The sequence below is a fragment of the Chitinophaga varians genome, assembly GCF_012641275.1.
Taxonomy (GTDB): domain Bacteria; phylum Bacteroidota; class Bacteroidia; order Chitinophagales; family Chitinophagaceae; genus Chitinophaga; species Chitinophaga varians_A.
The window spans coordinates 1502695-1526339 of sequence record NZ_JABAIA010000002.1 but is presented as its reverse complement, the minus strand read 5'-3'; the positions used below and the strand labels follow the sequence as shown (position 1 = coordinate 1526339).

The window sequence follows — 23645 nt, the reverse complement described above, 5'->3', positions numbered from 1 at the left end:
GCAACAAAATGTTACTTCTGTAAATAAAAAATAAAAAGAAAGGGCATTGCAGTTGAACTGCTAATGAATATCCATGGTTTTCAAATTTTTTAAATGATGCACGGGCAACATCATTTCTTATTGACAACGATGCAAAAGTAGTATAATAATGTTAACGGACGTTTAAATTATTACGGGTTTAATTGTACTTTTCACGGGTCGTCTTCTGGAACGAGGCCGGCGTAAGTCCCGTATGTTTTTTGAAAAAGCGGTTAAAGTAGGCGTCATCCTCGAAATTCAGGCGGGCCGCAATCTGTTTTACGGAGTGTTCTCCCCAGTACAATAACCGTTTGGCCTCCATCGTCCTCTTCTCATCGATCACATATTTGGCATTTCTGCCCAGCAGGCTTTTCACTGTGTCATTTAAATGTCCGGGCGTTACAAACAACATCTCGGCATAATCAGACACCTGTGTCTTCTCATGGAAATGCTGGTCTACCAGTACTTTAAACTGGCGCGCCATGTTGTATTGGGAGTTTTCTCCGTTCAGCCATGCATTGGAGGGCTCGGAAATACGGCCAATGGTGATCACCATCGCATTCAGCAGGTTGCGGAGCACCGCTTCCTTACGTGCCTTGTCGCTTTCATATTCCTTCTTCAGCAACCGGGCATACACCATCAGCTCCTCCAGCTGCTCCTGCGTCAGCGGCACCATACCGGAATTAAAGATACAATGCCAGCAGCTGATCACACCCTGCATTTCCGGAACAAGAAAATCCGGTGTAAAAGATATATTAATCAACTCCACATCATCCCCCATCGCATGCTGATGGACCTGATCAGGTTCCATCAGCATGATGGCGGGTGCAGTCACCTCGTATTGTTTAAAGTCAATTGCCTGCCGGATAGTTCCTTTCAGCAGTATATCGATACTGAAACCGTTGTGACGGTGCGGCGTGCCCCAATGCTCCACCTCCTCTTCATCACAGCCATCTATCTTGCCGATAAAAAACGGCATGCCGTTCACACAGTCTTCAAGACGGTACATGGGTATATCTGCTATCTTTCCTGCTTTTGTAACTTCCATTTTGATACGGTTTTTGAAGTGATCAGTCAACGGGCTCCTTCGGCTTTTCCTGTACTACCACCAGGTCGCTCAACTTGACGTTGATCGGAATATTCCCCAGCTGTACAATACCGCGTTTGTCCCGGATTTCTATCAGGCGGCCCACCTGGCGGTTAGTCAGGATTTTCACCTGGTCACCCACCTGTACGTCGCGGCCTACCTCTTCAAATTTGTCCTGCACTTTTTTGTTGTGCTTTTCATTGATCTGTTTTTCCCTGCGACGGAACAGCAGTATCTCTGCCTGTTTCATCACTTTCTCTTTATCGTTGCTGTCGCCGGCACGCTTCCATTCCACCACGATCTGCTTCAGCTTGCGTTCCATGTCTTTCAGGTAAGCCAGGTCCGTTTCCTTGATCTGGTTTTGCAGCTTCAGGAAGGTGATCTGCTGATGCTTTCGCTCTTTATCTGACAGGGCTTCGTATTCACGCTTCAGCTTTTCATTTTCTTTGACCAGCTTCTGCAACTCCTTTTCTTTGCTTTCTACTTTCTGAAGGTCCTGTTCTGCTTTGTTCAGCAGTTTATCCAACTGGAAATGACCTTCATCCACCAGTTTTTTGGCGCGGGCAATCAGTGCCGGGTTCAGGCCAATCCTCTCAGCGATTGAGAAAGTATAAGAACTGCCGGGCTTACCGACCATCAGTTTATACATGGGCATCAGGGTCTGTTCATTGAATCCCATCGCCCCGTTGATGATGCCTTTTACTTTGTTGGCCATCACTTTCAGGTTGAGGTAGTGGGTGGTCACCACGCCAAAAGCGTGTTTCTTGGCCAGTTCCTCCATGATCACCTCAGCAAAGGCACCGCCCAGGTTAGGGTCAGAGCCGCTACCCAGCTCGTCGATGAAGAACAGGGTCCTGCCGTTGGCAGTCTCCATAAAATACTTCATGTTCTTCAGGTGGGAGCTGTAGGTACTCAGTTCAAATTCCAGCGACTGGGTATCCCCGATATGGATCATCAACTGCTTGAAAATGCCCAGCTGGGAAGACGGATGCACCGGTACCAACAGGCCGGACTGCAGCATGAGCTGTATCAGGCCAATGGTTTTAAGCGTCACCGTTTTACCGCCGGCATTGGGACCGCTGATCACCAGTATGTGCGCGTCTTTATCCAGACTGATGCTTACCGGCACAGTAGGCTTGCTGTTTTTGCGGTTATATAACAATAACAGCGGATGGTAAGCCTGTACCAGGTGCAGTTGCGCATGCGGCACCAGCGACGGGTAATTTCCGTCCATGTCCAGCGCCAGTTTCGCTTTCGCCCGGATAAAGTCGTAGGTGCCCAGTATCTGGTGATAGCCGTTCAGCAGCTCACTATAACCGCTCAGGGAGCCGGTCAGCGCCTTCAGGATGCGGTATACTTCCCTGCCTTCCTCTCTTTCGAGCGACTGGATATCATTATTCAGTTCGATCGTTTCTTCCGGCTCGAGGAAAGCGGTTTTACGGGTATCAGATTCGCCATGGATGATACCTTTGATCATCCGTTTGTTTTCGGCGTAGATGGCCACCACCCTTCTGCCGTTGAGGAACGCCTCTTCCTGGTCGGCCAGGTAGTTCAACTTCTGCAGCTTCTGGAGGATGCGCTCAAATACGCGGCGCAGTTCTGTTCTCTTACGGAACAGGGAGATACGGATCTTGGCCAGTTCAGGGGAAGCGTTATCGCGTACCTGCCCGGTTTCGTCCAACACTTCATCAATGAGTGCCGTGATCTTTTTCTCATAATAAGTGTCCTTGATCACATCATACAGACCTCCATACTGGATACGGCGGTCGTGGTCAAAAAACCGGACGATGCTATGCATGCTTTCCGCCAGTTTACGGATGGACATGGCCTGATCACCGGTAAGTACGGCGCCCTGGATGGACAGCAACCGCAACTCGGTATGCAGGTTCAGGACGTGATCATTGGGGAAATGCTCCTGCAACAGGATCAGTTGTTTATATTCATGTGCCTGTTGCAGAGCGGCTTTTACGTAGTCTATATGCGTGTGCAAACGAAGATCAATAGCCATTTGCGTACCCAGTTCCGTTTTACAGTGGTCCTGGAGCAAAGCCTGTATTTTATCGAATTCCAACTGCACCAACGCAGACTCAGGAAAATATTTCAAGTGATAATATATTTAGTTGAACGGCATAAACTTACAACAACAGAAGTATGCTGCCGGTTAAAATGAAATGCGCTGCGGCTTTACGCCGGAGCCAGTAAATAAACATATATGCTGCTACACTAAGCGCTGTAGCTGCCTGGGAAGAAGTATGCTGGGAAAATAATTAATTCTTTCTCATCGGCTTTGTCATTGTACTATCAATAGTATCCGGTTACCCGGTGTTTCTATCTATATTGCTGCTGCTGCTGACTACTTTTTTGAGGGCTTTCAGGCCCTTGCCGGGTTCCTTCTGGCTAAAAAAGAATGTTAAAGTTACTAACTTGTCGCCTAACCTGCATCATTTTTTACGTAAATTATTATTGACACAGGGGATGCAAAAATAATAAAACACCCTGAAATACCGCTACAGTGCTGTATTTTACATATATTAAAAAGACAGCATTTTTAAATAAATATTTTATGCGAAAATACTCAATATTCATCTTTTTCGTAACATTGGCCTTATTCGCCTGCGCGCAGAACAAAAAAGAAAAAGTTCCCGGAGATATGGAAATACCCAATAACACACATGTAGAAAAAGCCACATTCGGAGGCGGTTGCTTTTGGTGTACAGAAGCCCAGTTTCAATACCTCGACGGGGTACTGAAAGTGGAATCCGGCTATGCCGGCGGCACAGTAGCCAATCCCACCTACGAACAGGTCTGTGAAGGCAATACCGGCCACGCTGAAGTTATCCAGGTCACCTACGACCCGGCCAAAATCAGCTACGATGAACTGCTTCAGGCCTTTTGGGAAAGCCACGATCCCACCCAGCTTAACCGCCAGGGCAACGATGTAGGCACCCAATACCGCTCCGTTATCTTCTATCATACGCCCGAACAAAAGGAAAAAGCTGAGTTCTATAAGAAAAAGCTACAGGACGCCGGCGCATATGATAAACCTATCGTGACAGAAATCGCCCCGCTGACCACTTTCTATAAAGCGGAAGATTATCACCAGGATTATTATAACCAGAACGGACGACAGCCCTACTGCACGTTCGTGATCAAACCTAAACTGGAGAAATTCAAAAAGGTGTTTAAAGACCATTTGAAAAAGCAATAGTCCGTAAAATGCCAGATGTCCCAGGGCTGAAGCCCTGGGCTACGTTCTGAATCAAGTCCTTTCTCATTAACAAGCCTATTGTTTATGGGTTACCGACCCAGGTCAGGACTTCAGGAAAATGAACTGTGGGCAGGTGAAGATTCCAGGGCATTCCCCATGCAAATGAAAATCGTCCGCCAAACCAAGGACTGGAATGCCTATGGCGTAACCGGCAAAATACTTCATTAAAAGAACCTGAATCTGATCGTAGCCCAGGGCTTCAGCCCTGGGATTTCTGCGTCACATACCCTATAATTCGTATTTTTTGTTTATTTTAAGGGAATCCTAAAAACTATTAATGACAGCAATTCCACCAACTATCTGCCCCTACTGCGGCAGCAAAGAGCTGATTCGCACTGTTCCCGAAAAAGATCCATTTAACGTAATGGTCATCTGCCACAGCTGCCAGCGGGTGATTACACCTGAACATGACAAGCCCCACGGTAAAACCACCACTGCCGTACGCACCATCGCCGAAAAAGCAATCCAGATAAGCCTTAACAGCGGAAAGCTTCATGGCATCAAATACTATTATACCGAGGTCAACAAATTACCGGACACCAAAACCACCCTTCAACAGGCTAAAGATACCATGGAGTCTCTCCTGCAGGCCCGCGGACTAACCAGCGCCGTGAAAAAGCCCAGCCGCAACGGATGTGTTATTGCCTTGATTATCATTCTGTTGATTATCGCCAGCATCATCTATTTCTATACCCACCGCTAGCCCATCAGGATAAATTTTTCCGTTCCCGGCGTTTGGCGTACCTTTGTACTGTAATAAATAGAATTACAGAATGAATAATGCCCGCTTTCCGATATCGTTACATATACTGACGCTCCTGGCGAAGGAAAACGGGACATTATTGTCGTCCGATTACATTGCCGGGAGTATCAATATCAATCCGGTGTTGGTCAGAAAGGAAATCAGCAACCTGCGTAACCATGGCATGATAGAAAGCAAGGAAGGCAAAAACGGGGGCGCCACACTCGCCAAACCGGCTACTGCCATCCTGCTCTCAGATGTGTACCATGCTGTACAGCAAACTTCCCTGCTGGGCAACAGCCGTAACCATCCTAATCCCGATTGCGCAGTGGGCAAACAGATCAATCAGCATCTGGATGATTTGTATAAAGACATAGAAGGCGCCCTGCTACGGAAACTGGAGAACATGACGTTGGCTGACTTCGCCGATAAATTTTGATATTTAATTTTATCTGGCGTCCGTAGACTAACACGGCTGACTAAAAGCATCTACTAAATAACCCAATAACTAAATAACCAAATGGATTTACAGGGTTTTCATCATATTACCAGCGACCTGAAAACCGCTGAGAAAGCAATGCCGGTAATGTTTATCGGTCACGGTAACCCGATGAACGGCATCAGCGACAATGCTTTTACCCGCGCGCTCACACAGATGGGCCAACAAATACCGGACAAGCCCCGCGCTATCCTGGTCATCTCCGCGCATTGGCTGACCAAAGGCACACACGTGCTGGTGGCGCCGCAACCAGAAACCATCCATGATTTCGGCGGCTTCCCCGAAGCACTCTACCAGGTGCAATATCCTGCGCCCGGCGCCCCCACCCTGGCCCGCGAAACAAAAGACCTGATCACTTCCGCCAAAGTGATGGAAGATGACCACTGGGGCCTCGATCACGGCGCATGGACAGTGCTCAGACACATGTACCCCCTGGCAGACGTTCCGGTATACCAGCTGAGCATCGACTATCACCAGCCACCGGAATATCACTTTAAGCTGGCAGCTGAACTGCAAGCGCTCCGCCATAAAGGGGTGCTTATCATGGGCAGCGGCAATATCGTTCACAACCTGCGCCAGGTGGTGTTCTCCAACAATGCCAAACCATTTGACTGGGCCATCTCCTTTGATCATCTCGTGAAAGAAAAACTGGAACAAAAGGCATTCACCGACCTGGTCAACTATCACACACTGGGAACAGCCGCACAGCTGTCTATACCCACAAATGACCACTACCTGCCGATGCTGTACACCCTCGGGCTGGTCAATAAAAACGAAGAAATTCAATTTACCTACGAAGAAATTCAGAACGGCAGTATCAGCATGCGCTGCTTCCGGACGGCGTAATCAGTCGGCCCGCAAGCTCTTCACCGGATTGGCCATCGCTGCACGCAGGGCATGATAACTGACAGCCAGCAACGCTATTACGGTAACGCCTACACTCGTCAGCACAAACACCCATATGCTGATACCGGTACGATAGGCAAAGCTCTGCAACCACCGGTCCATGATCCACCAGGATAACGGGAACGCCAGTACGGCCGCTATCAACACCAGCCGAAGGAAATCCTGCGACAGCATCTTTACAATACTGCCGGCAGAAGCGCCCAGTGTTTTGCGCACACCAATTTCACGCGTGCGCTGCACCGCCATAAACGCGGCCAGCCCAAACAAACCAAGACAGGCAATAAACAGCGCCAGCACGGTAAACAGCAGAAATATCTGCTCCTGTTGCTGCTCTCCGGCATACTGCTTCGCAAAGTTATCATCGAGGAACTGGTAGCTGAACGGATGCGCCGCATCGAAACGCTGGTACACTTTTTCTATGTAGGCCAGGGCTGCCGGGATGTTCTGCGGACTAACGCGCACGTACATATTATCTTCCATTTCCGGGAAAGGCGCCATCTGCATCACCAGCGGCGCTATCTTGTGCTGCAGCGAATAGGTATGAAAATCCCTTACCACACCGGTGATCACACGTCCCGCCCGGGTGCCCTTGTTATCTATTTTGAACTGTATCCGCTTGCCTAACGGGTCTTTCAACTGAAAATTCTTCACCAGCGTCTCATTTACCAGCACAGCATGATAACGGTCGGCATTGCCGGTATCGGAGAAATTGCGGCCCTGCTGCAAGGTGATGCCCATCGTCTTCAAAAAACCAGCGTCCACCATGAGGCCCTGCGCTAATATGGATGATTCCGAAATACTGCCATCCTGTTCTACAAAGTAGCCACTCGTGCCCAGGTCATTGCGCCCGATAGGATTGCTGACCGCCGATACTTCCCGTACCAGCGGATTACTCAACAGCTGCTGTTTCATGGCAGGAATATTCTTCCGTGCCTGCACATCACTGATATGGAAAGAAAGCAACTGCTCCCTGTTGAAACCCAGGTTGGTGTGCATCACATATTGCAGCTGGTCATACGCTACCAGCGTGCTGGCGGTAAGCACAATGGCGATCATAAACTGAAAAGTGACCAGCCCTTTCCGGAAGCCGGCATGGCTGCTGCCGCTCAACCGCCCTTTCAGCGCGCTGATGACCCGGAAACCAGACATAAACACCGCCGGATAAATACCGGCCATTAATCCCGTGAAAGCCACCAGTAACAATATAGCGCCGATGGTACGCGCTACGCCAAACTGCCATAACACTAACTGGCGATGCGCAAATTCATTGAAATACGGTAACGCCACTACGACCAGACCGAAGGCTACCACGGCGGATATCAGGGTCAGCAGAAATGATTCGGCCAGGAACATGCGCGCAATTTCCTCCCTGCCAGATCCCATCGTTTTACGCACACCTATTTCCTTCACGCGGCCCGTAGCACGGGCGGTGGCGAGGTTCATATAGTTAATACAGGCAATGACCAAAATCAGCAATCCTACAAACAGGAACACATATACGTAAAGCACATTGCCATTCGACCCTATTTCATATGCCAGGTGGGAATGCAGGTGAATGGAAGTCAATGGCTGTAGTGTCATCTGATACTGCACCTCTCCCATATGAGGTTTTACATATCGGTCGCCAAACTGCGGCAGCTTGGCTTCCAGCGCTTTGGCAGCCGCGCCTTTACGCAGTAACAGGTACGTATATACGTCGAAATTCTGCCAGCCGTCCGCATTGTAATTAGCCGGCAGTACCCGTAAGGCGCTGAATGAAAAATGTGTATTGGAAGGCACATCTTCCAGGATGCCGGTCACCTGGAACACAGCGGCACTGTCTTCCGTGTGCACTATTTTTCCCATGGCCGATGCCGGGTCGCCGAATATTTTCTTCGCCAGAGAGCGGGTAAGCAACAGACCATTGGGCTGAGTGAGACAGGTAGCCGCATCGCCCTCCAGCAGCGGAAAAGGCAGCACTTTCAAAAAGGTGCTGTCCACAAAATAGATGTCTTCCACCTGCATTTTTTTCCCGTTATATTCCAACAGGCTGCCGCCATCGGTCAATACCCGCGTGATCTCTTCTATTTCCGGATAGTCTCTTTTTAACAGTGGCGCAAAAGGAGCCGATGTGGTGGCAACATTGAGCCGGCCGCCGGCCCAGGAGGCATCGTTCACAGTACGATATACACGGTCCTTATTGGGGAAAAAGTTTTCATAGCTGGTTTCTCCCAGTACATATAAGAGCAACAGCCAGCAGGTAGCCATACCAATGGCCAGCCCGGCAATATTGATCAGCGTGTAATACTTGTACCTGGACAGATTACGCCACGCTATCAGCAGATAATTCCTGAACATGTGGTTACAGTTTAGGGTGAACATCTCCCGCTACTCCGGCTTCACACGGCCAAGGCTCTCAAAAACATGCCACGCAGTCCTGCCTATAAAAAGAAAGGACATATGTATAATGGAAAATATACACATGTCCGATTCTGATACACTCGTTGTTCGTTTATGCTTTGAGCAGATCGCCTTCCAGCTGCACCACGTTATTGGCGATGCCGGCATCAATCGCCTTGAGGATTTCCTCTTTCATCTCTTCTGTTACACGGCTGTAGCCAAACATTTTAGCGATAAAAGGCACTGCATCTTCCCGCTGGATGGCAATGGCGTCTTTCACCACTTTTTCCAGCGCTACGCCCATTTCCTCCACCGAAATATAGTTGATCTTACGGGCGGCAGCCGGCAACAGGCTGCGGTTGCGCACTACCGGTTCGGGCAGGGCGGTATGCCACAGGAATTGCCCTTTTATCTTGATGCGTTTACTGGCGTCGGAATGTCTTACGGCATGACGGAGTATCTCCCGGATGCGCGGGCCTACCCTCGTAATACCGGCTGCCTCCACCATGCGGCGGGCCAGCTCATCGAAGTGTACAGGGCTTTCTATGTTTACCACCTGCTCTATCCAGTTACACAGGCTGCCAATAGGCGTGGCATGAAACTCCTGGTCCCGGATTTCTTCCGGCAGCGTGGCTATTTCATACATCTGCGTTTCGTCGGTATCTTCTTCCACCACTTCCCTTTTCAGTTCAGGAGCAGCTGCGGCAGGTGTTGCCTCCTGCGCGTCCTCATCGTCCATGGAGAGTGCTGTTTTAGCAGCTTCTATCGCCGCCACCAGCCTGTCCAGTTCTTTCCCCGGATTACGGAACCAGTCGGTGCTCCAGATGCGGTACATCTTCCATCCGATGGCCTCCAGCATCTGCTGGCGCAAACGGTCGCGGTCACGGGCGGAACGGGCAGAATGATAGGCAGCGCCATCACATTCAATACCCAGGATATAACGGCCGGGATTGTCCGGATCCACGATAGCCAGGTCGATATAGAAACCGCGGGAGCCTACCTGCTTCCTGACGATATACCCTTTCTCTTCCAGCCTGGCTGCCACATTTTCCTCAAAAGGACTGTCTGCCGGCAGACCGGTTTCCACCGTCATATTGAGCCGTCCGTGCTGCGCGTAGTACAGGAAGTTCTTCAACGCCGCGATACCCGCGCTTTGCGTCCGGTTGAGGTCCAAATCATCTGCGGTAAGGTTGGTAAACACCTCACAGCGTGATTTGGCACGGGTGATCAGTACGTTGAGCCTGCGTTCACCGCCTTCGTTGTTGAGCGGGCCGAAGGACATGGCCACATAACCTTCCTCCGTACGGCCGTAACCGATAGAGATGAAAATCACATCACGCTCATCGCCCTGCACATTCTCCAGGTTCTTCACAAAGAAAGGCTCGTCGGCATGTTGACGGAAAAAGGATTCCAGCTCTGGATTATTGCGGCGCCGTGTTTCCAATGCTACGGTGATTGCTTCCCGCTGAGATGTACTGAACGCCACTACGCCAAGGCTCAGTCCCGGATGACGGCGGGCATGTTCCATCACAGCGTCGGCCACTGCTTCTGCTTCCTTAGGATTGGAACGCGTTTTACCACGGTCATAAGCGGTATCAGGAAGATGATGGAACACCAGGCCACGGCTGTCTTTGGAGCCGGGGCTGGGGAATATCACCAGCTTGTTTTCATAAAATTCATGGTTCGATAAAGTGATCAGCGATTCATGACGGCTGCGGTAATGCCAGCGCAGCATGCGTTGTGGCGCGCCCTGGGCATCGCACAAACCGAGAATGCTCTGCATGTCCGCCGTGATGTTCTCTTCGTCTTCCACTTCTTTGGTCAGCGTATCAAAGAAACTGGTAGGCGGCAGCTGTTTGGTATCACCTACCACGACCAGCTGTTTGCCGCGCAGAATAGCGCCGAGCGCCTCCACAGGCCTTACCTGGCTGGCTTCGTCAAATATCACCAGGTCAAATTCCAGTGTGGCCGGCGGCAGGAAGTTGGCGATGGACAAGGGACTCATCATGAACACCGGTTTGATGGCCTGTATTGCCAGGCCGGCTTCTTTCATGAGCTTGCGCACCGGCATATGCCGGGCTTTTTTATTGAATTCTGTTCTGATGATGTTCACCTGGCCGCCCGCTTCCATGCGCGGCATCTGCTCCCAGTGACTGAGGGCGGCACGGGCACGGTTATACTGCAGGTTCATCGCGTCGAGGCGGCGGAACTGCTGTACCAGCTCTTCGTGTCCCGCCCTGTCGAAGCGGCGTAGCGCAGGATGTGCTTTCACAGCGGTTTCCAGCAGGTATTCGTACCATGTCTTTTGTAAGACGGTCTTCAGCAAACGGGCCGCTTCCGGCCAGTCTGTTGACGGTGTGATCAGGCAGGATAAATTTTCCTGTGTGGCCGTTTCCGTGATATTATTCCAGGCAATGGTATGGTGGATTTCCGGCAACCTGTCTTTCCATGTGCCCAGCTGTTGCGCAGCAGCGGCGAAGGCAGCAGGCCATTGGTAGTCCCGCATTTCCAGTTGTTGTAATACGGCTGCCTGCAAACCGGCGGTTTTATCGCTTGCCTGCTGCAGGGCATCGCGGTCGGCCGCAGCCACGGCAGGGTCTATGTTTTTATGCAGACAGTCCAGCACAGCCTCCGGACAGGTGCCGGCGGAAATACGTTTATGCATGTCCGTTATATAGGCAGTGGCAGTGTCCAGCGCGTCCCAGTCGGTCTGGTGTTTCTGCCAGCGTGTGCCGAACAGGTCGCGTGCCAGGGCGGCATGCTCCTGTAACAGCGCATCGTGCCGGCGGTATTCCATAATACTGTCTACATATTGCAGCTTCTCGGTATTGTCTTTGGGCAATGCGCCTTTGCACAATGCCGCCAGTTGTTTGTTGCTGCGGTTATAGGCGCCGATGAGGAACTTATACCACTTGGTGCCGTGGGCGAGCAGATTTTGTCGCACTTCCATCAGGTCCTGTGAAAATGCTTCCGGTATCAGGATGTCCTGGTATGCCTGATGGATGGCTGTGAGGCGGCGGCCCGCTTCCAGCCAGGAGATGATATCCTGCTGCTGCTGCAACCACGCTTTGTTGCCGGCGTTCAGGCCGCTCAGGTCCGGTTTGCGCGACAACAGGTCACAGACATGTATCAGCTGTTTCATGGCAGTTACGTCTTCCGGCGCCTGCAACCCCATCTTCCCGGCTACGCCGGTAAGGGACTGTTGCAGGTCCTGTAAAGCGGTGGCAGTGTCCTGCAACTGCCGTTGCAGCGCCTCCTGCTGGTGCGGCAATAGCACGTTCAACCGGCTGCCCAGGAACAGCAGCTGCGATGGCATGCCGGCTTCACTTAAACAGGCTTGTATTCGTTGAGCCATGGCCGTGGCCTTGTTCATGGCCGCAGCGTCCCAGGAGGCCATGTCCGGCGGCGTAATAACCGGAAGCTGCCTGCCGGCGATATCTTCGTTTATACGTAACAGATAGCCGGTGATCTGATGTACGGAAAGGCCGCTCTGCCCTACCGGCTCATTCACCGCCTGGCAGTATTCGTTCAGCTCCTGCCGGTGCGTGTTGAGCAACAATACCTCTTCGCGCAGCTTTTGCACGGAAGGCCGTCCCAGTTCCAGCACCCGGCGCAGCTCCTGGTGTAATTCTTTTTTATTGGCTTTATGGCTGTGCAGCTCCAGGCAGGCTTCTCCCAGCTGGATATTATCAAGACGGCGCTTCACCACTTCCAGCGCGGCCATCTTTTCTGCTACAAACAATACCTTTTTCCCTCTGCCTACGGCATCGGCGATAATATTGGTGATGGTCTGTGATTTACCCGTGCCAGGAGGGCCCTGTATCACGAGGTGTTTGCCTTCCTGTACGGCCAGCATCGCATGAATCTGCGAACTATCGGCATCTACCACCTGGAACAGCTCATCGGCACGTGGTTCGTTATCGATAAAAGCATCTTCCGGAATACCAGGCTGATTATCTGAAAAACCACCGCCAAACAGGCTGTTGATCACCGGATGGGTGAGCGGGCCGCTATCGCCCGGCCAGTTGGCGGCATCCAGGTCGTTGTAGATCATGAATTTCCCGAAAGAGAAAAAGCCCAGCTCAATGGCGTCAGCTTCCACTTTCCAGTTAGGCATGCCATCTACGGCCGCGGCCACGGCATTGAAATATTCGGTGATATTAAAATCTTCCGTTTCCGGCAAGGCAGGGATGCTGATATTAAAATCCGTTTTCATCTTCGCTTCCAGCGAGATGTTGCCCTCCACTTCTTCCAGCGTATATTTCAAACGGAAACGTTCACGGACGTCCGAACGGTCCAGTTGCACCGGCACCAGCACCAGTGGCGCCAGTCGCGGCTCAGTACTGCCCGCTTCACACCATTGCAGCATGCCGAGCGACAGGTACAGGATATTGAACCCCTGCTCTTCCAGGCTCATTCTGGCGGCGTAATAGGTGTTCAGCAAACGGGTGTGCAGGTTTACCTGCGACTCATTGGTTTGCAGCCGGGTGTCATGCACGGTGTCTTTTCCGCCGGCAGCCGGCTGTTCCTGGTACATCAGGTCAGGCTGCCCGGCTTTTTTGTCCGGACGGTCGAGGAACGTCAGCGTTTTATTTTCTGCTACCAGCAACGCATAAACGGCGGCCGATACTTCATCAACAATATGTAGCCCTTTGCTGGCAGATAACTTGTAGTTTAAAAGGGGATTCTTCATTCCAAGGTCCAGGAGCTCTTTTCGGGACGACTCCAGCCTGGTCAATATGGATGCAATCATAATAGCCTGGCAAATAAAAACGTTGCAAATATACTCCTATTAACGGTGCGCGGCGGGAATTATTTGATTCCCGCAAAACATGGTACCGGCGCCCTTTCGAACAAAGATCCTGCCTATCTGTTTTTAAAAGAAATCACCGGAAGTTTTTTTCACAACGATCTCAAAAATAATCCATGAAAAAATCCTTGATCACCCTGCAGGCCCGTCCTGCCACTATTATAGAATTTCCGCTCTACGATGCGCCCCCGCGGACCATCTTCACGATCACCGATGGTATTCCTGATGGTGTCTGGCTGGATAAAGCCAACGGGCTGCTATATTGGACCAATATGGGAAACCTGACAGACCAGAAAGAGGAATTTGCCGCGAAAGATGGCTCCATTCAATGTTGTGACCTCAACGGGGAACAACACCGGATACTAGTCGGCAACGGCGCCGTCACCACGCCGAAACAGCTGACAGGAGACCCGGAACACGGATTCCTTTACTGGTGCGATCGCGAAGGAATGGCGGTGATGCGCTGCCGGATGGACGGCACTGGTCTGGAAACGCTGGTCAGACGGGGCCGGAACGAACAGGACCGGCTGGAGGTGGAAAGACATTGTGTAGGCATCGCCCTGGACACATCGCGCCAACATATCTACTGGACGCAGAAAGGTCCCGCCAAAGGCGGGAAAGGACGCATATTCCGGGCTGGTATCAATATTCCTGAAGGACAAACGGCCGATAACAGAACAGATATCACGCTGCTGCTCGATCAGCTGCCGGAACCCATTGACCTGGAATTTGGAGCGGTAAGCGGCCGGTTGTACTGGACAGACCGTGGCGCGCCACCCAACGGCAACTCGCTCAACAGCGCTACCATCGCAGGAGACGGCCGGCTCATCAATCACCACGTACTGGTTACCGGCTTGCAGGAAGGCATCGGCCTGACAGTGGATGAAAAAGACAACAAAGCCTATGTGACAGACCTCGGCGGATATATCCGGGAAGTCAATCTGGCCACAGACCGGCAGTCTGTTCTCCGCCAGCAGGGCCCCACTACGGGCATTACCCTGTTGACGGACGCCTAAAATCATTTGCCCGCTTTTGTGCATTAACCTTTTTATTATATTTTGCTGTCCCAAAACACCCCGCCAACAATAATGGACCATAGAAGAATATTGGAAGAAGTTACCCGGACCAGCATAGAACTATTGATGCAGGAGCCTTTCTATTCCCATTTTTTTGCTGCCATCAATAAGGAAGTCACCAGTCCCGATTCCGACATTCAGACCATGGCCGTAGGCCTGCGCGAGCGGGGCCACACCCTCTATATCAACCCGACATTCTGGGACCACTTTTTTACGGATAAACGTCACCGTTATGGTGTGGTAAAACACGAAGTATTGCACATCGTTTTTAAGCATACGCTGGTGCATGAACCAACGGCCGACCGCCTGCTGGTCAACATCGCGATGGACATTGTGGTCAACCAGTACATCGACCGTGCGCACCTGCCGGTGGAATCGGTGTTCATGGAGGGTTTTCCGGAATTGCAGTTTGAAAAAGACCAGACCTGGCGCTACTACTACGAGAAACTGGTACACCTGCGCGACAATATAGACACCATCTACAAAGACACCGAATGCGCGCGCATGTTGTGCGCTATCTCCGAAGCGTCGCATGGTATGGACCGGCACCGCCAGTGGAGAGAGATCTTTGAACGCAGCCAGCTTGAAAAAGAACTGACCAGCCTGGAAATAGACAACCTGATTGGCATCGCGCGCAACAGGACCAACCAAAAAGGATATGGCAAATTACCGGCCTCACTGAGGTCTTACCTGGATACTATATTACTGAAAAGCAAACCATTGGTAGACTGGCGCCGGGTGATCAAAATCTTTTCTGAAAGCAGCAGCAAAACGAAAGTACGCAGCACGCTCAAACGCCCGTCCAAACGCTTTGGCACCAATCCCGGCATCAAAATACGAAAACAGAAAAAACTGCTGATAGCGGTAGATACTTCCGGCAGTATTGACAGGGAAGAGCTTTCTACCTTCTTTAATGAAGTGCATCATATCTGGCGGCAGGGCGCTGAAATACAGGTGCTCGAGTGCGACGCTACCGTACAGCGCGTGTATGCCTACAAGGGCGTGCCACCGGAATTTATCATGGGCCGCGGTGGCACCGATTTTAATCCGCCGATCGAATACGGCAATGATAATTTCCGTCCCGACGGATTGATCTACTTTACCGATGGCGTTGCCCCCGCACCCACTGTCACGGCCCGTTTCCCGCTGTTGTGGGTGATCAGCCACGGTGGCATCGCAGGCGATTCTGAAGAATTCCGGGCACTCCCGGGCAGAAAAGCCAAATTAATATCATCCTGAAAAAAAATATATACCGAGAACTGCGAACAAATTATGGCAACAACAAAAACACCGCAATTCAACTACATCACCTACGGAACAAAAGTCAATGCCCAACAGGTGGAGAGAATGCTCGAACATGTGACCCATCAGCATTTTGATAACCCCCAACATGCCGGCAAACGCAGGCCTACTCCCATTTGTATCTGGGGCCTGCACGGTATCGGCAAAACAGAAATGGTACGCGACTTCGCCCAGCGCAAAGGTTACCAGTTCACCTATATTGCCCCCGCACAATTTGAGGAAATGGGCGACCTGCTGGGGATGCCTAAAATATCTCACCACCTCGATAATGCCGCTACCCAGTTTGTGGCGCCCGACTGGGTACCCAAACAAGCCGGTCCCGGCATATTCCTGATAGACGACGTAAACCGCGCCGACGACCGCATTCTGCGGGGCATCATGCAACTGCTGCAGAACTATGAGCTGGTCAGCTGGCGTTTCCCCGAAGGATGGATCATTATACTCACCGCCAATCCTGATGGCGGCGACTATTCCGTTTCCACCATGGACGACGCCATGCTTACCCGTATGATGCACGTCACCATGGAGTTTGACGTAAAAACATGGGCGCGCTGGGCAGAAAATGCCGGCATCGATCCGCGTGGTATCGACTTCATTCTCGCCTATCCGGAAGTAGTTACCGGCACCCGTACCACGCCGCGCTCACTGGTACAGTTTTTCCAGTCGCTCGAAACTATTACCGACCTGCGTGCAGACCTCGACCTTGTGAAAATGCTGGGCGACGGCTGTCTGGACGAAGCCACCACCACCGCGTTCATCACCTTCGTGAACATGGACCTCGATAAACTTATCGCGCCGGAGGATATTCTGAACGCGCCTAATTTCCAGATATTGGAAGGACAGATCAAAGCATTGGTAGACGGCCAGACCAAACGCATGGACATCCTCTCCGTAATAATGACCAGGCTGACCAACCACCTGCTCAATACCAAAGAAGAACTCAGCGACAAAGCCTTCGCCAACCTCAAAGCCTTTATCTTACTGGGCTTTATCCCCAACGACCTGCGGCTGGCCATGGCGCAGGACCTGGTAAATGCCACCAACAAAAGCCTGAAAAAACTGTACAGTATACCCGAAGTAGCCAAACTGCTGCTCGCCAAAATGTAATGTGATGATGCAAGACCTAAGTAAATATATCCGCTACGGAAACGATAAAAATCTGGATATATGGGATACGAACGGAGAAATAGACCAGCTCCCGGACGATATTTTCCTGGAATATCCCAACACTGAACATGTAGCGCTGCATGTTAAAAACATGACCACGCTGCCTGGCTCCATTTATTCCCTGAAACAGCTGAAAACACTGAATATTTCAGGTACCAAAATAAAGGCGTTGCCGGAGGAATTCATTCAATTACAACAGCTGCAAAGCGTCCGTCTCAGCAACGGCAATATGGACCTTAATAAAGGACTGTCGCTGCTGGCACAGCTGCCAGACCTTCGTATCCTGGACCTGGACAACTGGCGCGGCAATGCCTTTCCGGACAACCTGTTTCAGCTAAAACAGCTGACACAACTGACGCTGTCCAATGACAAAATGAAAGGAAATATTCCGGAAGTGATGGCCCTTGTAGCAGCGTTGCCCAACCTGCGTGAACTGCACATCACTGTCACCGGAGATGATTACTACCAGTTATTGTCCCCGGAAAATATGCCGCTGCTGGACAAACTGCAAAAGATAGACATCAGCTACAATGGTCTCTGGCGCTCGGAGCCTTATAAAACACCTTTATGTGTGGCCACCACCCATAAAGTACAGATACACTACGCTTTCCGGGAGAGTTTACCTGCCTTTCGCCTGAAGGTGAAAGACAAAACCTATAATGCGCTTCAGTTACAGCTGCTATTTGGTATATACCTGAAAGTGATACCTGCCGTAAATGCACTGCTGCCCAATCAACTGGCCGATGCTATCGCCGCCCAACAGCATCCTAATCTTCATTTGCTGGCCAAGCCCAAAGGAGAAAGCCAGAAATCCATCAATGAAAAGCTGGAGCAATATGGTATTGCTGTCAACAATAAACAGGCAGACAACAACACTATCGTGGTTATTGGCACAGACACCACCATGGAAGATTTGATGCCTTTGCTGGACGCCGGTTGCCTTGTTATCACCACCGACCAGCTCAATGAAGTGCTGATCAGCAAAGATGACCACTGGCTGCTGCAGGACGATAATGAAGCCGCCAATACGCAGCTGCTGCGCCTCTTCGCCTCCAACGACCCAGACAACTACCAGCTGGCATTTGAGATCATCGAAGCAGGTGGCGCCAACAAAATCATCCAGACATTGCTGGCCGTAGTGATGCTGGCCCATCCCGATAAAACGATCCATAAAAAAGCAGAGAAGCTGTATGACAAATACGGTTCACAGGCTTTCCGGCAACAGGTAAAAAACAATAAAATTTCTTTGCGTGTAGGCGGTAACGTGAGTGCCAAATTACAGCGGGTAGTGGCCAGCCAGGATGTAGACGAAGTGATGTTTCGTCTGATGTACCAGCTGGTGGCCGGTTCCAACAACAATATCAGCAAAGTGCGTGTAAGCTCTTTCAGCATGAAAGGCGTTGCCAACATTACGCTGCCGCCGGAAATAGCTTTCTTTACACAGATCACCGACTGGGATTTTGAAAGCTGTGAAGGCTTTAATATCGATGCGGCCATTTCCATCTTTGCGGAGATGCCCAATGTCAAGCACCTGCGGCTCAATAGCTGCCACATCACCATCCCGGGCTCCATCGGTACGCTGACACAGCTGGAAACCCTGGAGATAGCCCACAATACGCTGGCGGTGGAAGATTCGCTGCAATCACTGGTACACCTGAAATCACTGGACGCTACCGGCATAAAGCTGAAAAACTGGGATTGGTTAAAGTCGCTGAAAGGCCTCTTAGGGCTTAAGCTAAGCAACAATCAGCTGCCAGCCATTCCGGAAGCGGTGTTTGACATGCAGCAACTGGCCCTGCTGGAAGCCCGCAACAACAAGCTGACAGCCGTTCCCCAGGCTTTGATGCGTTTACCGAAGCTGGACCAGCTGGATTTCAGTAACAACCAGATCACCGACTTCCCTTATTTCCTCGGCAACCGCAAGTTGTCCTGGCTACTGTTACGTTCCAATAAAATATCAGTGGTTGATATGGCTCAATTGTCAATTGCAGCGAAAGGAGAACCGATATCATGGGGCCAGCTGAACCTGTCCCGCAACCAACTGACCTCCTTTGACATGACAGGCTGCAGGTTTGCCATGCGTTCACTGGATATCTCTCATAATAAGCTAACAGAACTACATCCGTCTATATTTGTAACGGCGCTGACCGATTTTTATGCTCATCACAACCAGATTAGCGAACTGCCGCCAATAGCCGCTAATACCCGTTTTGATGATTTCTGGGTGCAGAATAATCAGCTGACTGAACTGCCGGCACATATGGCACACATCTTCATCCATAATGCTGATTTCAGTAACAACCAGATCAGCCACATTCACCCTGACTTTAACCAACATGGCGCTGACAACTATGGCCGGTTATTCTGGAAAATAAAAAACAATCCGCTTCCTAAAGGCAAGATGGGCGGTATGTACATCTAAATAAAAAAGAGCGGGCAATGTGCCCGCTCTTTTCATATATGCCATACAGTTAGTACCCTATACAGGCCAGTTTCCCGTCCATGGTGCTTACCAGCACTTTCCGGTTGCCTATCGGCAGTACCGCGTTTACCAGGCAGTTGGACAGCTTATGTTTCCACAGTAACGTATAGTCTTTACGGTTAACCGCGTACACCACGCCCGAATGCGTAGGCGTGAAGATGACGCCATCGCGCTCTATTGCTGCCGCAGGGTCCAGTTCATAGCCCATCTCGATCGGTGATTTCCACAGCAGCTGCATGGTATCGGCGGTGGCAGACACCCCGTAGAGGTTGCCGTCCATCGTTTTGATGAAAGTCTGGCTGCTGTCTGCCGCCAGCCCGATGGATTCACGCATTCTTACACCTGGCACTGTTTTACGCCAGATAACGCTGCCGGTCTGACTGTCAAATGCCGTCATGTAGCGGTCCGGCGCCACGATGAATACTTTGCCCTGTGCGCCCACCGGGTAGCAGGCTGCAGGGGAAAACATGCGGTTGGAGGCGCCGTTGTTCCATTTCCACTTCAGTGCGCCGGTAGCAGCGTCGAGAGCATAAAAATCGTTGCCCCAGCTGCCGAAGTACACGTTACCCTGGTATACCAGTGGTTTGTCTTCCACGAAGCCGTTCACGCCGGAAAATTCCCACACCAGTTTGCCCGTTGCCACGTTGATGGCCCTGAAATGCCCGTCGGACGCGCCCACATAGGCGATACCGTTAGCCACCTCAGCACTGGCCACTACTGGTTTGCCGGTTTCAAAACGCCACCGTTGTTTACCGTTGGAAGCCTGGATACAATAGATATAATGGTCGGAAGAAGCCACCACGATGTTGTCTCCGGTTACTACCGGCGTGGCATATACTTTACCGCCGGTTTTGAACGTCCATTTCTTTTTTCCGTTGGCAGCCTGCAGCGCATAAACTTCGCCTGCCGTATTGGTAGAGATCACCAGGTCTTTCACCACGGCCATACCGGAGCCGATATCGCTGTTGTCCTGGAAAGTCCAGAGGGCTTTTACGCCGGGGAATGAGTCGTTCATCGCGAAGGACGGGCGTTCAAACGGGGCCGTGTCGTAGCGGGCGTGATGGCTTTTCAGCGGTTGGACCGTCCATTGCCGGTTTTTACCGATCAGTGGCGTCCTTTCTTCGAAAGTAGCCTGGTTGTTGGCCACGGTGATGATATTATAACCACCAATACTGTCTTTAGCGCGCAGGTTGGAGCGGCACATTACGCCGGGGATATTTTCGAAGTCGTATGTTTTGTTGGTATGGCCGTGGCCACAGAGGACCAGCTGAACGTTGTGCTGCTTCAGCCGGTCGAGGGCTTCGTACCAGTTGTTGAGGTCAGCGTTTTGCGGGTAGTGGTTGATATAAATAATGGGCGTGGTGGTATCTTTTGTTTTCAGCAAGTTATCGAGCCACACCACATTTTCGCGGGGCACCTGTCCGGGGCCCATGCGCATATTGGGACCGCAGTTGGTACCGATGAACCAATAGCCGCCATGCTTAAACGAAAACGTTTCGTTGCCGAATACGCGGCGGAAGGTATTGCCGCCGCTTTCAGACCATTTGGTATCATGGTTGCCGGGAATGATGTACCAGGGCTTGTTGAGGCTGTCCAGCAGCCGTTTGGCCAGTTTTAGTTCTTCATCAGCGCCAAATTCGGTAATGTCTCCGGAGATGATCACAAAAGCGATGGAAGGGTTTTGATTGATGTCGGCCACGCTGCGCTGTACGTCTTCAGCAGCATGATCGCTGCCCACGTGGATGTCTGTCATCAGCGCAAATTTGAACGCGTTTTGGGCCATTGTCACTGTCCGGCATAGTGTCAACACTGTCAGGGTGCTCAGCAGGAAAAATTGTTTCATTACTTATTCTTTAGGTGCATAGTATTTCGTTTTTTCCAGCCAGGAATTAAAGACAGTATAGAACACCGCCAGGATAATGGCGCCTTTGAACATGCCGGTAAATCCCCACGCGATCATACCACCGATAACTCCGAGGAAAAGCACAAGAAACGGAAGTTTTCCGCTTTTTGCAATGAGCACCGGTTTTAATACGCCGTCCAGCAGCAGTACGCCGGCGCCGTAAATCGCCAGGAAGATGGCCCATCCTGTGTTTCCCTGCATGGCCATCCAGATAACAAGGGGTATCCACACCCATAACGGTCCTACCTGTATCAGCACCAGGAAATACACGATGGCCGCCAGCGCCAGGGCGAACGGGATACCAGCTATAGTGAAGCCTATCCATGATACCACGGCAGCGGCCAGCGCGGTGCCCATCACTCCGATGGAAACACCTTTCACCGCCTGTGCGGTGGCTGCCAGCAGGGCATAACCGTCTTTGTCGCCAAACATATGGGTCATAGTAGCGCGTACCGGCCGCATCAGCCGGTCGCCGCTGACCAGGAAAATAGCGGAGACCACAATCCCCAGCACCACCTGCAAGGCCATTCCCAATATACCCACTCCCGTGGTCACTACATGATGAATGCTATGCATGATCTGCCGTTCGTAGATACTGGCCGTCTCCCGCGGCCGCAGTTGCAATTCATGCCAGAACTGCGCCGCCTCCTTTCCTACCAGCGGCAGATTGGTGATCCACACCGGGAGGTCCGGAATACCTTCGTCCCTGGCTGTTTCCAGCCAGTAGCCGATTTCTTTCAGATGATCATTGACCGTGGAGACCGCATAGGCGAAAGGCAACGCCACCACAGCCACCAGCAGCAGCGAATATATAACGGCCACCAGCTTACGCCGGCCACCCAGCCACACAACGCCTTTTTCGTAGAGGTTGAACAGCGATACCGAGAATATAATGGCAAAGGTAAAGACACCGAAAAACACTTTCAGCACATCATACAAGGCATACATGAGCCCCAGCAGTAGCAGCAGCACAATGATCGTTTCTATGATCCTCCGGGAGGTGGATGGAATACGGGTGCTCATAACGGAAAGCCGGATTTATTTCGGACACAATCAATTTACTAAAAGATTGGCGAATAAGCAATGATTCCCGTTAGCGGTACCTTCGCGAATATTTATCCAGTACCGGTAAATATCAATCCACCGGCCATCGGTATGCTTTTTTTTACCATATTGCTGTCATCAGAAAACAAAAATGAAAAAACTCCTGAAATACGTCCTCATTCTTCTCGGCATCTTCCTGGTGATGGTACTGTTCGTGGCCGGATGCTTCTGGATAAGCTCGGAACAAAAAATCCGGCAGGCGAAAGAAGATGGTGAAAAGTACAGTAAAATATGCGATACCGTCAGTATCATTACCGAACAACCGAAAATTCAGTTTTCAGGGTTCAGGCAGAAAGAAATCCGGCAATTACACTTTAAAATCCTGAGAAACGGGGAATTTATCAGGGATACCCTTGTCAAAACCCAATTCTCCTATATCTCAGATGACAGTACTTATTTTTCGACCCATATTCCCTACCCCGTCTTTCTAAAAAAAGACACCATCGTGGTGAGCACCGTAGGAGGCCTGTACTATTACATCTCAGGCTACCATCATTATGCCTACCTGCATTATGGCATGATGGGCTATTTAGGTGGTCATGACTGCCGTTTTTCAGAAGACTGTATAGTCAACAATGCGCCATCAGTTGGCACGCTCCTGAAAAACGACGGCTGGCTGCATCCGGAAAAAGACAGGTTCAAACAGATGATTGCTCCCCAAACGCCGGCATTTGACAGTATCTCCAAAGCAGCTGCCATCTCCTATGAAAAAGCACAGGAAATATTTGATCAAAACAGGGCCAACAAACATCTCTTTTCGCGGAGCACCTACCGGATTGAAATTGGAGAAGAAGGCAGTTTCTATGTTTTTGGAGAAGAGAATGAGAACAATAGAAACCAGGTTGATCTTATTAAAATAAATACACAAACGGGGGAATATAAAAGAGAGAAACGATAAAGCC

General features: G+C 50.9%; 15 protein-coding genes. 9 read left to right on the top strand and 6 right to left on the bottom strand.

Translation table 11 applies throughout. The features are described 5' to 3' along the window. Positions 1–178: 178 nt before the first annotated feature. Together HGH92_RS20800 and HGH92_RS20795 are read right to left on the bottom strand one after the other, a co-directional pair. Positions 179–1066: a helix-turn-helix domain-containing protein gene (locus HGH92_RS20800; RefSeq protein ID WP_168872670.1), complete on the bottom strand. Its 888-nt coding sequence runs from the start codon at positions 1064–1066 to the stop codon at positions 179–181. A 22-nt stretch (positions 1067–1088) separates the two neighbouring features. Beyond that, positions 1089–3209, bottom strand: a complete 2121-nt coding sequence (locus HGH92_RS20795) for an endonuclease MutS2 (protein ID WP_168872669.1) — start codon at positions 3207–3209, stop codon at positions 1089–1091. Between the two features lie 459 nt (positions 3210–3668). Between HGH92_RS20795 and msrA the strand changes: the two genes are divergently transcribed. The 4 genes from msrA to ygiD all read left to right on the top strand — a co-directional run bounded on the left by msrA (position 3669) and on the right by ygiD (position 6460). Next, positions 3669–4313 carry a peptide-methionine (S)-S-oxide reductase MsrA gene (gene msrA / locus HGH92_RS20790; protein ID WP_168872668.1) on the top strand — a complete coding sequence of 215 codons (645 nt, stop codon included), beginning with the start codon at positions 3669–3671 and terminating at the stop codon, positions 4311–4313. 337 nt (positions 4314–4650) lie between these two features. Continuing rightward, complete coding sequence (locus HGH92_RS20785) at positions 4651–5076, top strand: hypothetical protein (RefSeq protein WP_168872667.1); 426 nt, start codon at positions 4651–4653, stop codon at positions 5074–5076. 70 nt (positions 5077–5146) lie between these two features. Further along, the gene (locus HGH92_RS20780; protein WP_168872666.1) at positions 5147–5554 is read left to right on the top strand and encodes an Rrf2 family transcriptional regulator; all 408 of its coding nucleotides are present in this window, start codon (positions 5147–5149) and stop codon (positions 5552–5554) included. Between the two features lie 81 nt (positions 5555–5635). Continuing rightward, positions 5636–6460, top strand: coding sequence for a 4,5-DOPA dioxygenase extradiol (ygiD, locus tag HGH92_RS20775; protein WP_168872665.1), 825 nt, complete (start codon positions 5636–5638; stop codon positions 6458–6460). Here ygiD and HGH92_RS20770 read toward each other — a convergent pair whose 3' ends face one another. Both HGH92_RS20770 and HGH92_RS20765 read right to left on the bottom strand, forming a co-directional pair. Then, a complete protein-coding gene (locus HGH92_RS20770; protein WP_168872664.1) occupies positions 6461–8857 on the bottom strand; it encodes an ABC transporter permease in 2397 nt (798 codons plus the stop codon). It lies immediately after the preceding gene. A gap of 154 nt (positions 8858–9011) precedes the next feature. Beyond that, complete coding sequence (locus HGH92_RS20765) at positions 9012–13652, bottom strand: DUF3320 domain-containing protein (protein ID WP_168872663.1); 4641 nt, start codon at positions 13650–13652, stop codon at positions 9012–9014. 173 nt (positions 13653–13825) lie between these two features. Between HGH92_RS20765 and HGH92_RS20760 the strand changes: the two genes are divergently transcribed. The 4 genes from HGH92_RS20760 to HGH92_RS20745 all read left to right on the top strand — a co-directional run bounded on the left by HGH92_RS20760 (position 13826) and on the right by HGH92_RS20745 (position 19676). Then, positions 13826–14725, top strand: coding sequence for a hypothetical protein (locus HGH92_RS20760; RefSeq protein WP_168872662.1), 900 nt, complete (start codon positions 13826–13828; stop codon positions 14723–14725). A 72-nt stretch (positions 14726–14797) separates the two neighbouring features. Continuing rightward, positions 14798–16024: a VWA-like domain-containing protein gene (locus HGH92_RS20755; protein ID WP_168872661.1), complete on the top strand. Its 1227-nt coding sequence runs from the start codon at positions 14798–14800 to the stop codon at positions 16022–16024. A gap of 33 nt (positions 16025–16057) precedes the next feature. After that, a complete protein-coding gene (locus HGH92_RS20750; protein WP_168872660.1) occupies positions 16058–17194 on the top strand; it encodes an AAA family ATPase in 1137 nt (378 codons plus the stop codon). 4 nt (positions 17195–17198) lie between these two features. After that, positions 17199–19676, top strand: coding sequence for a leucine-rich repeat domain-containing protein (locus tag HGH92_RS20745; RefSeq protein ID WP_168872659.1), 2478 nt, complete (start codon positions 17199–17201; stop codon positions 19674–19676). Between the two features lie 49 nt (positions 19677–19725). Here HGH92_RS20745 and HGH92_RS20740 read toward each other — a convergent pair whose 3' ends face one another. Then, positions 19726–21579 (bottom strand): PQQ-binding-like beta-propeller repeat protein, encoded by a 1854-nt coding sequence (locus HGH92_RS20740; RefSeq protein ID WP_168872658.1) that lies wholly within the window; start codon positions 21577–21579, stop codon positions 19726–19728. Positions 21580–21582: 3 nt separating this feature from the next. Next, positions 21583–22662: an AI-2E family transporter gene (locus HGH92_RS20735; RefSeq protein WP_168872657.1), complete on the bottom strand. Its 1080-nt coding sequence runs from the start codon at positions 22660–22662 to the stop codon at positions 21583–21585. A gap of 172 nt (positions 22663–22834) precedes the next feature. On the opposite strand from HGH92_RS20735, the gene HGH92_RS20730 reads away from it, so the two are divergent. Next, complete coding sequence (locus HGH92_RS20730; RefSeq protein ID WP_168872656.1) at positions 22835–23641, top strand: hypothetical protein; 807 nt, start codon at positions 22835–22837, stop codon at positions 23639–23641. Positions 23642–23645 lie beyond the last annotated feature (4 nt).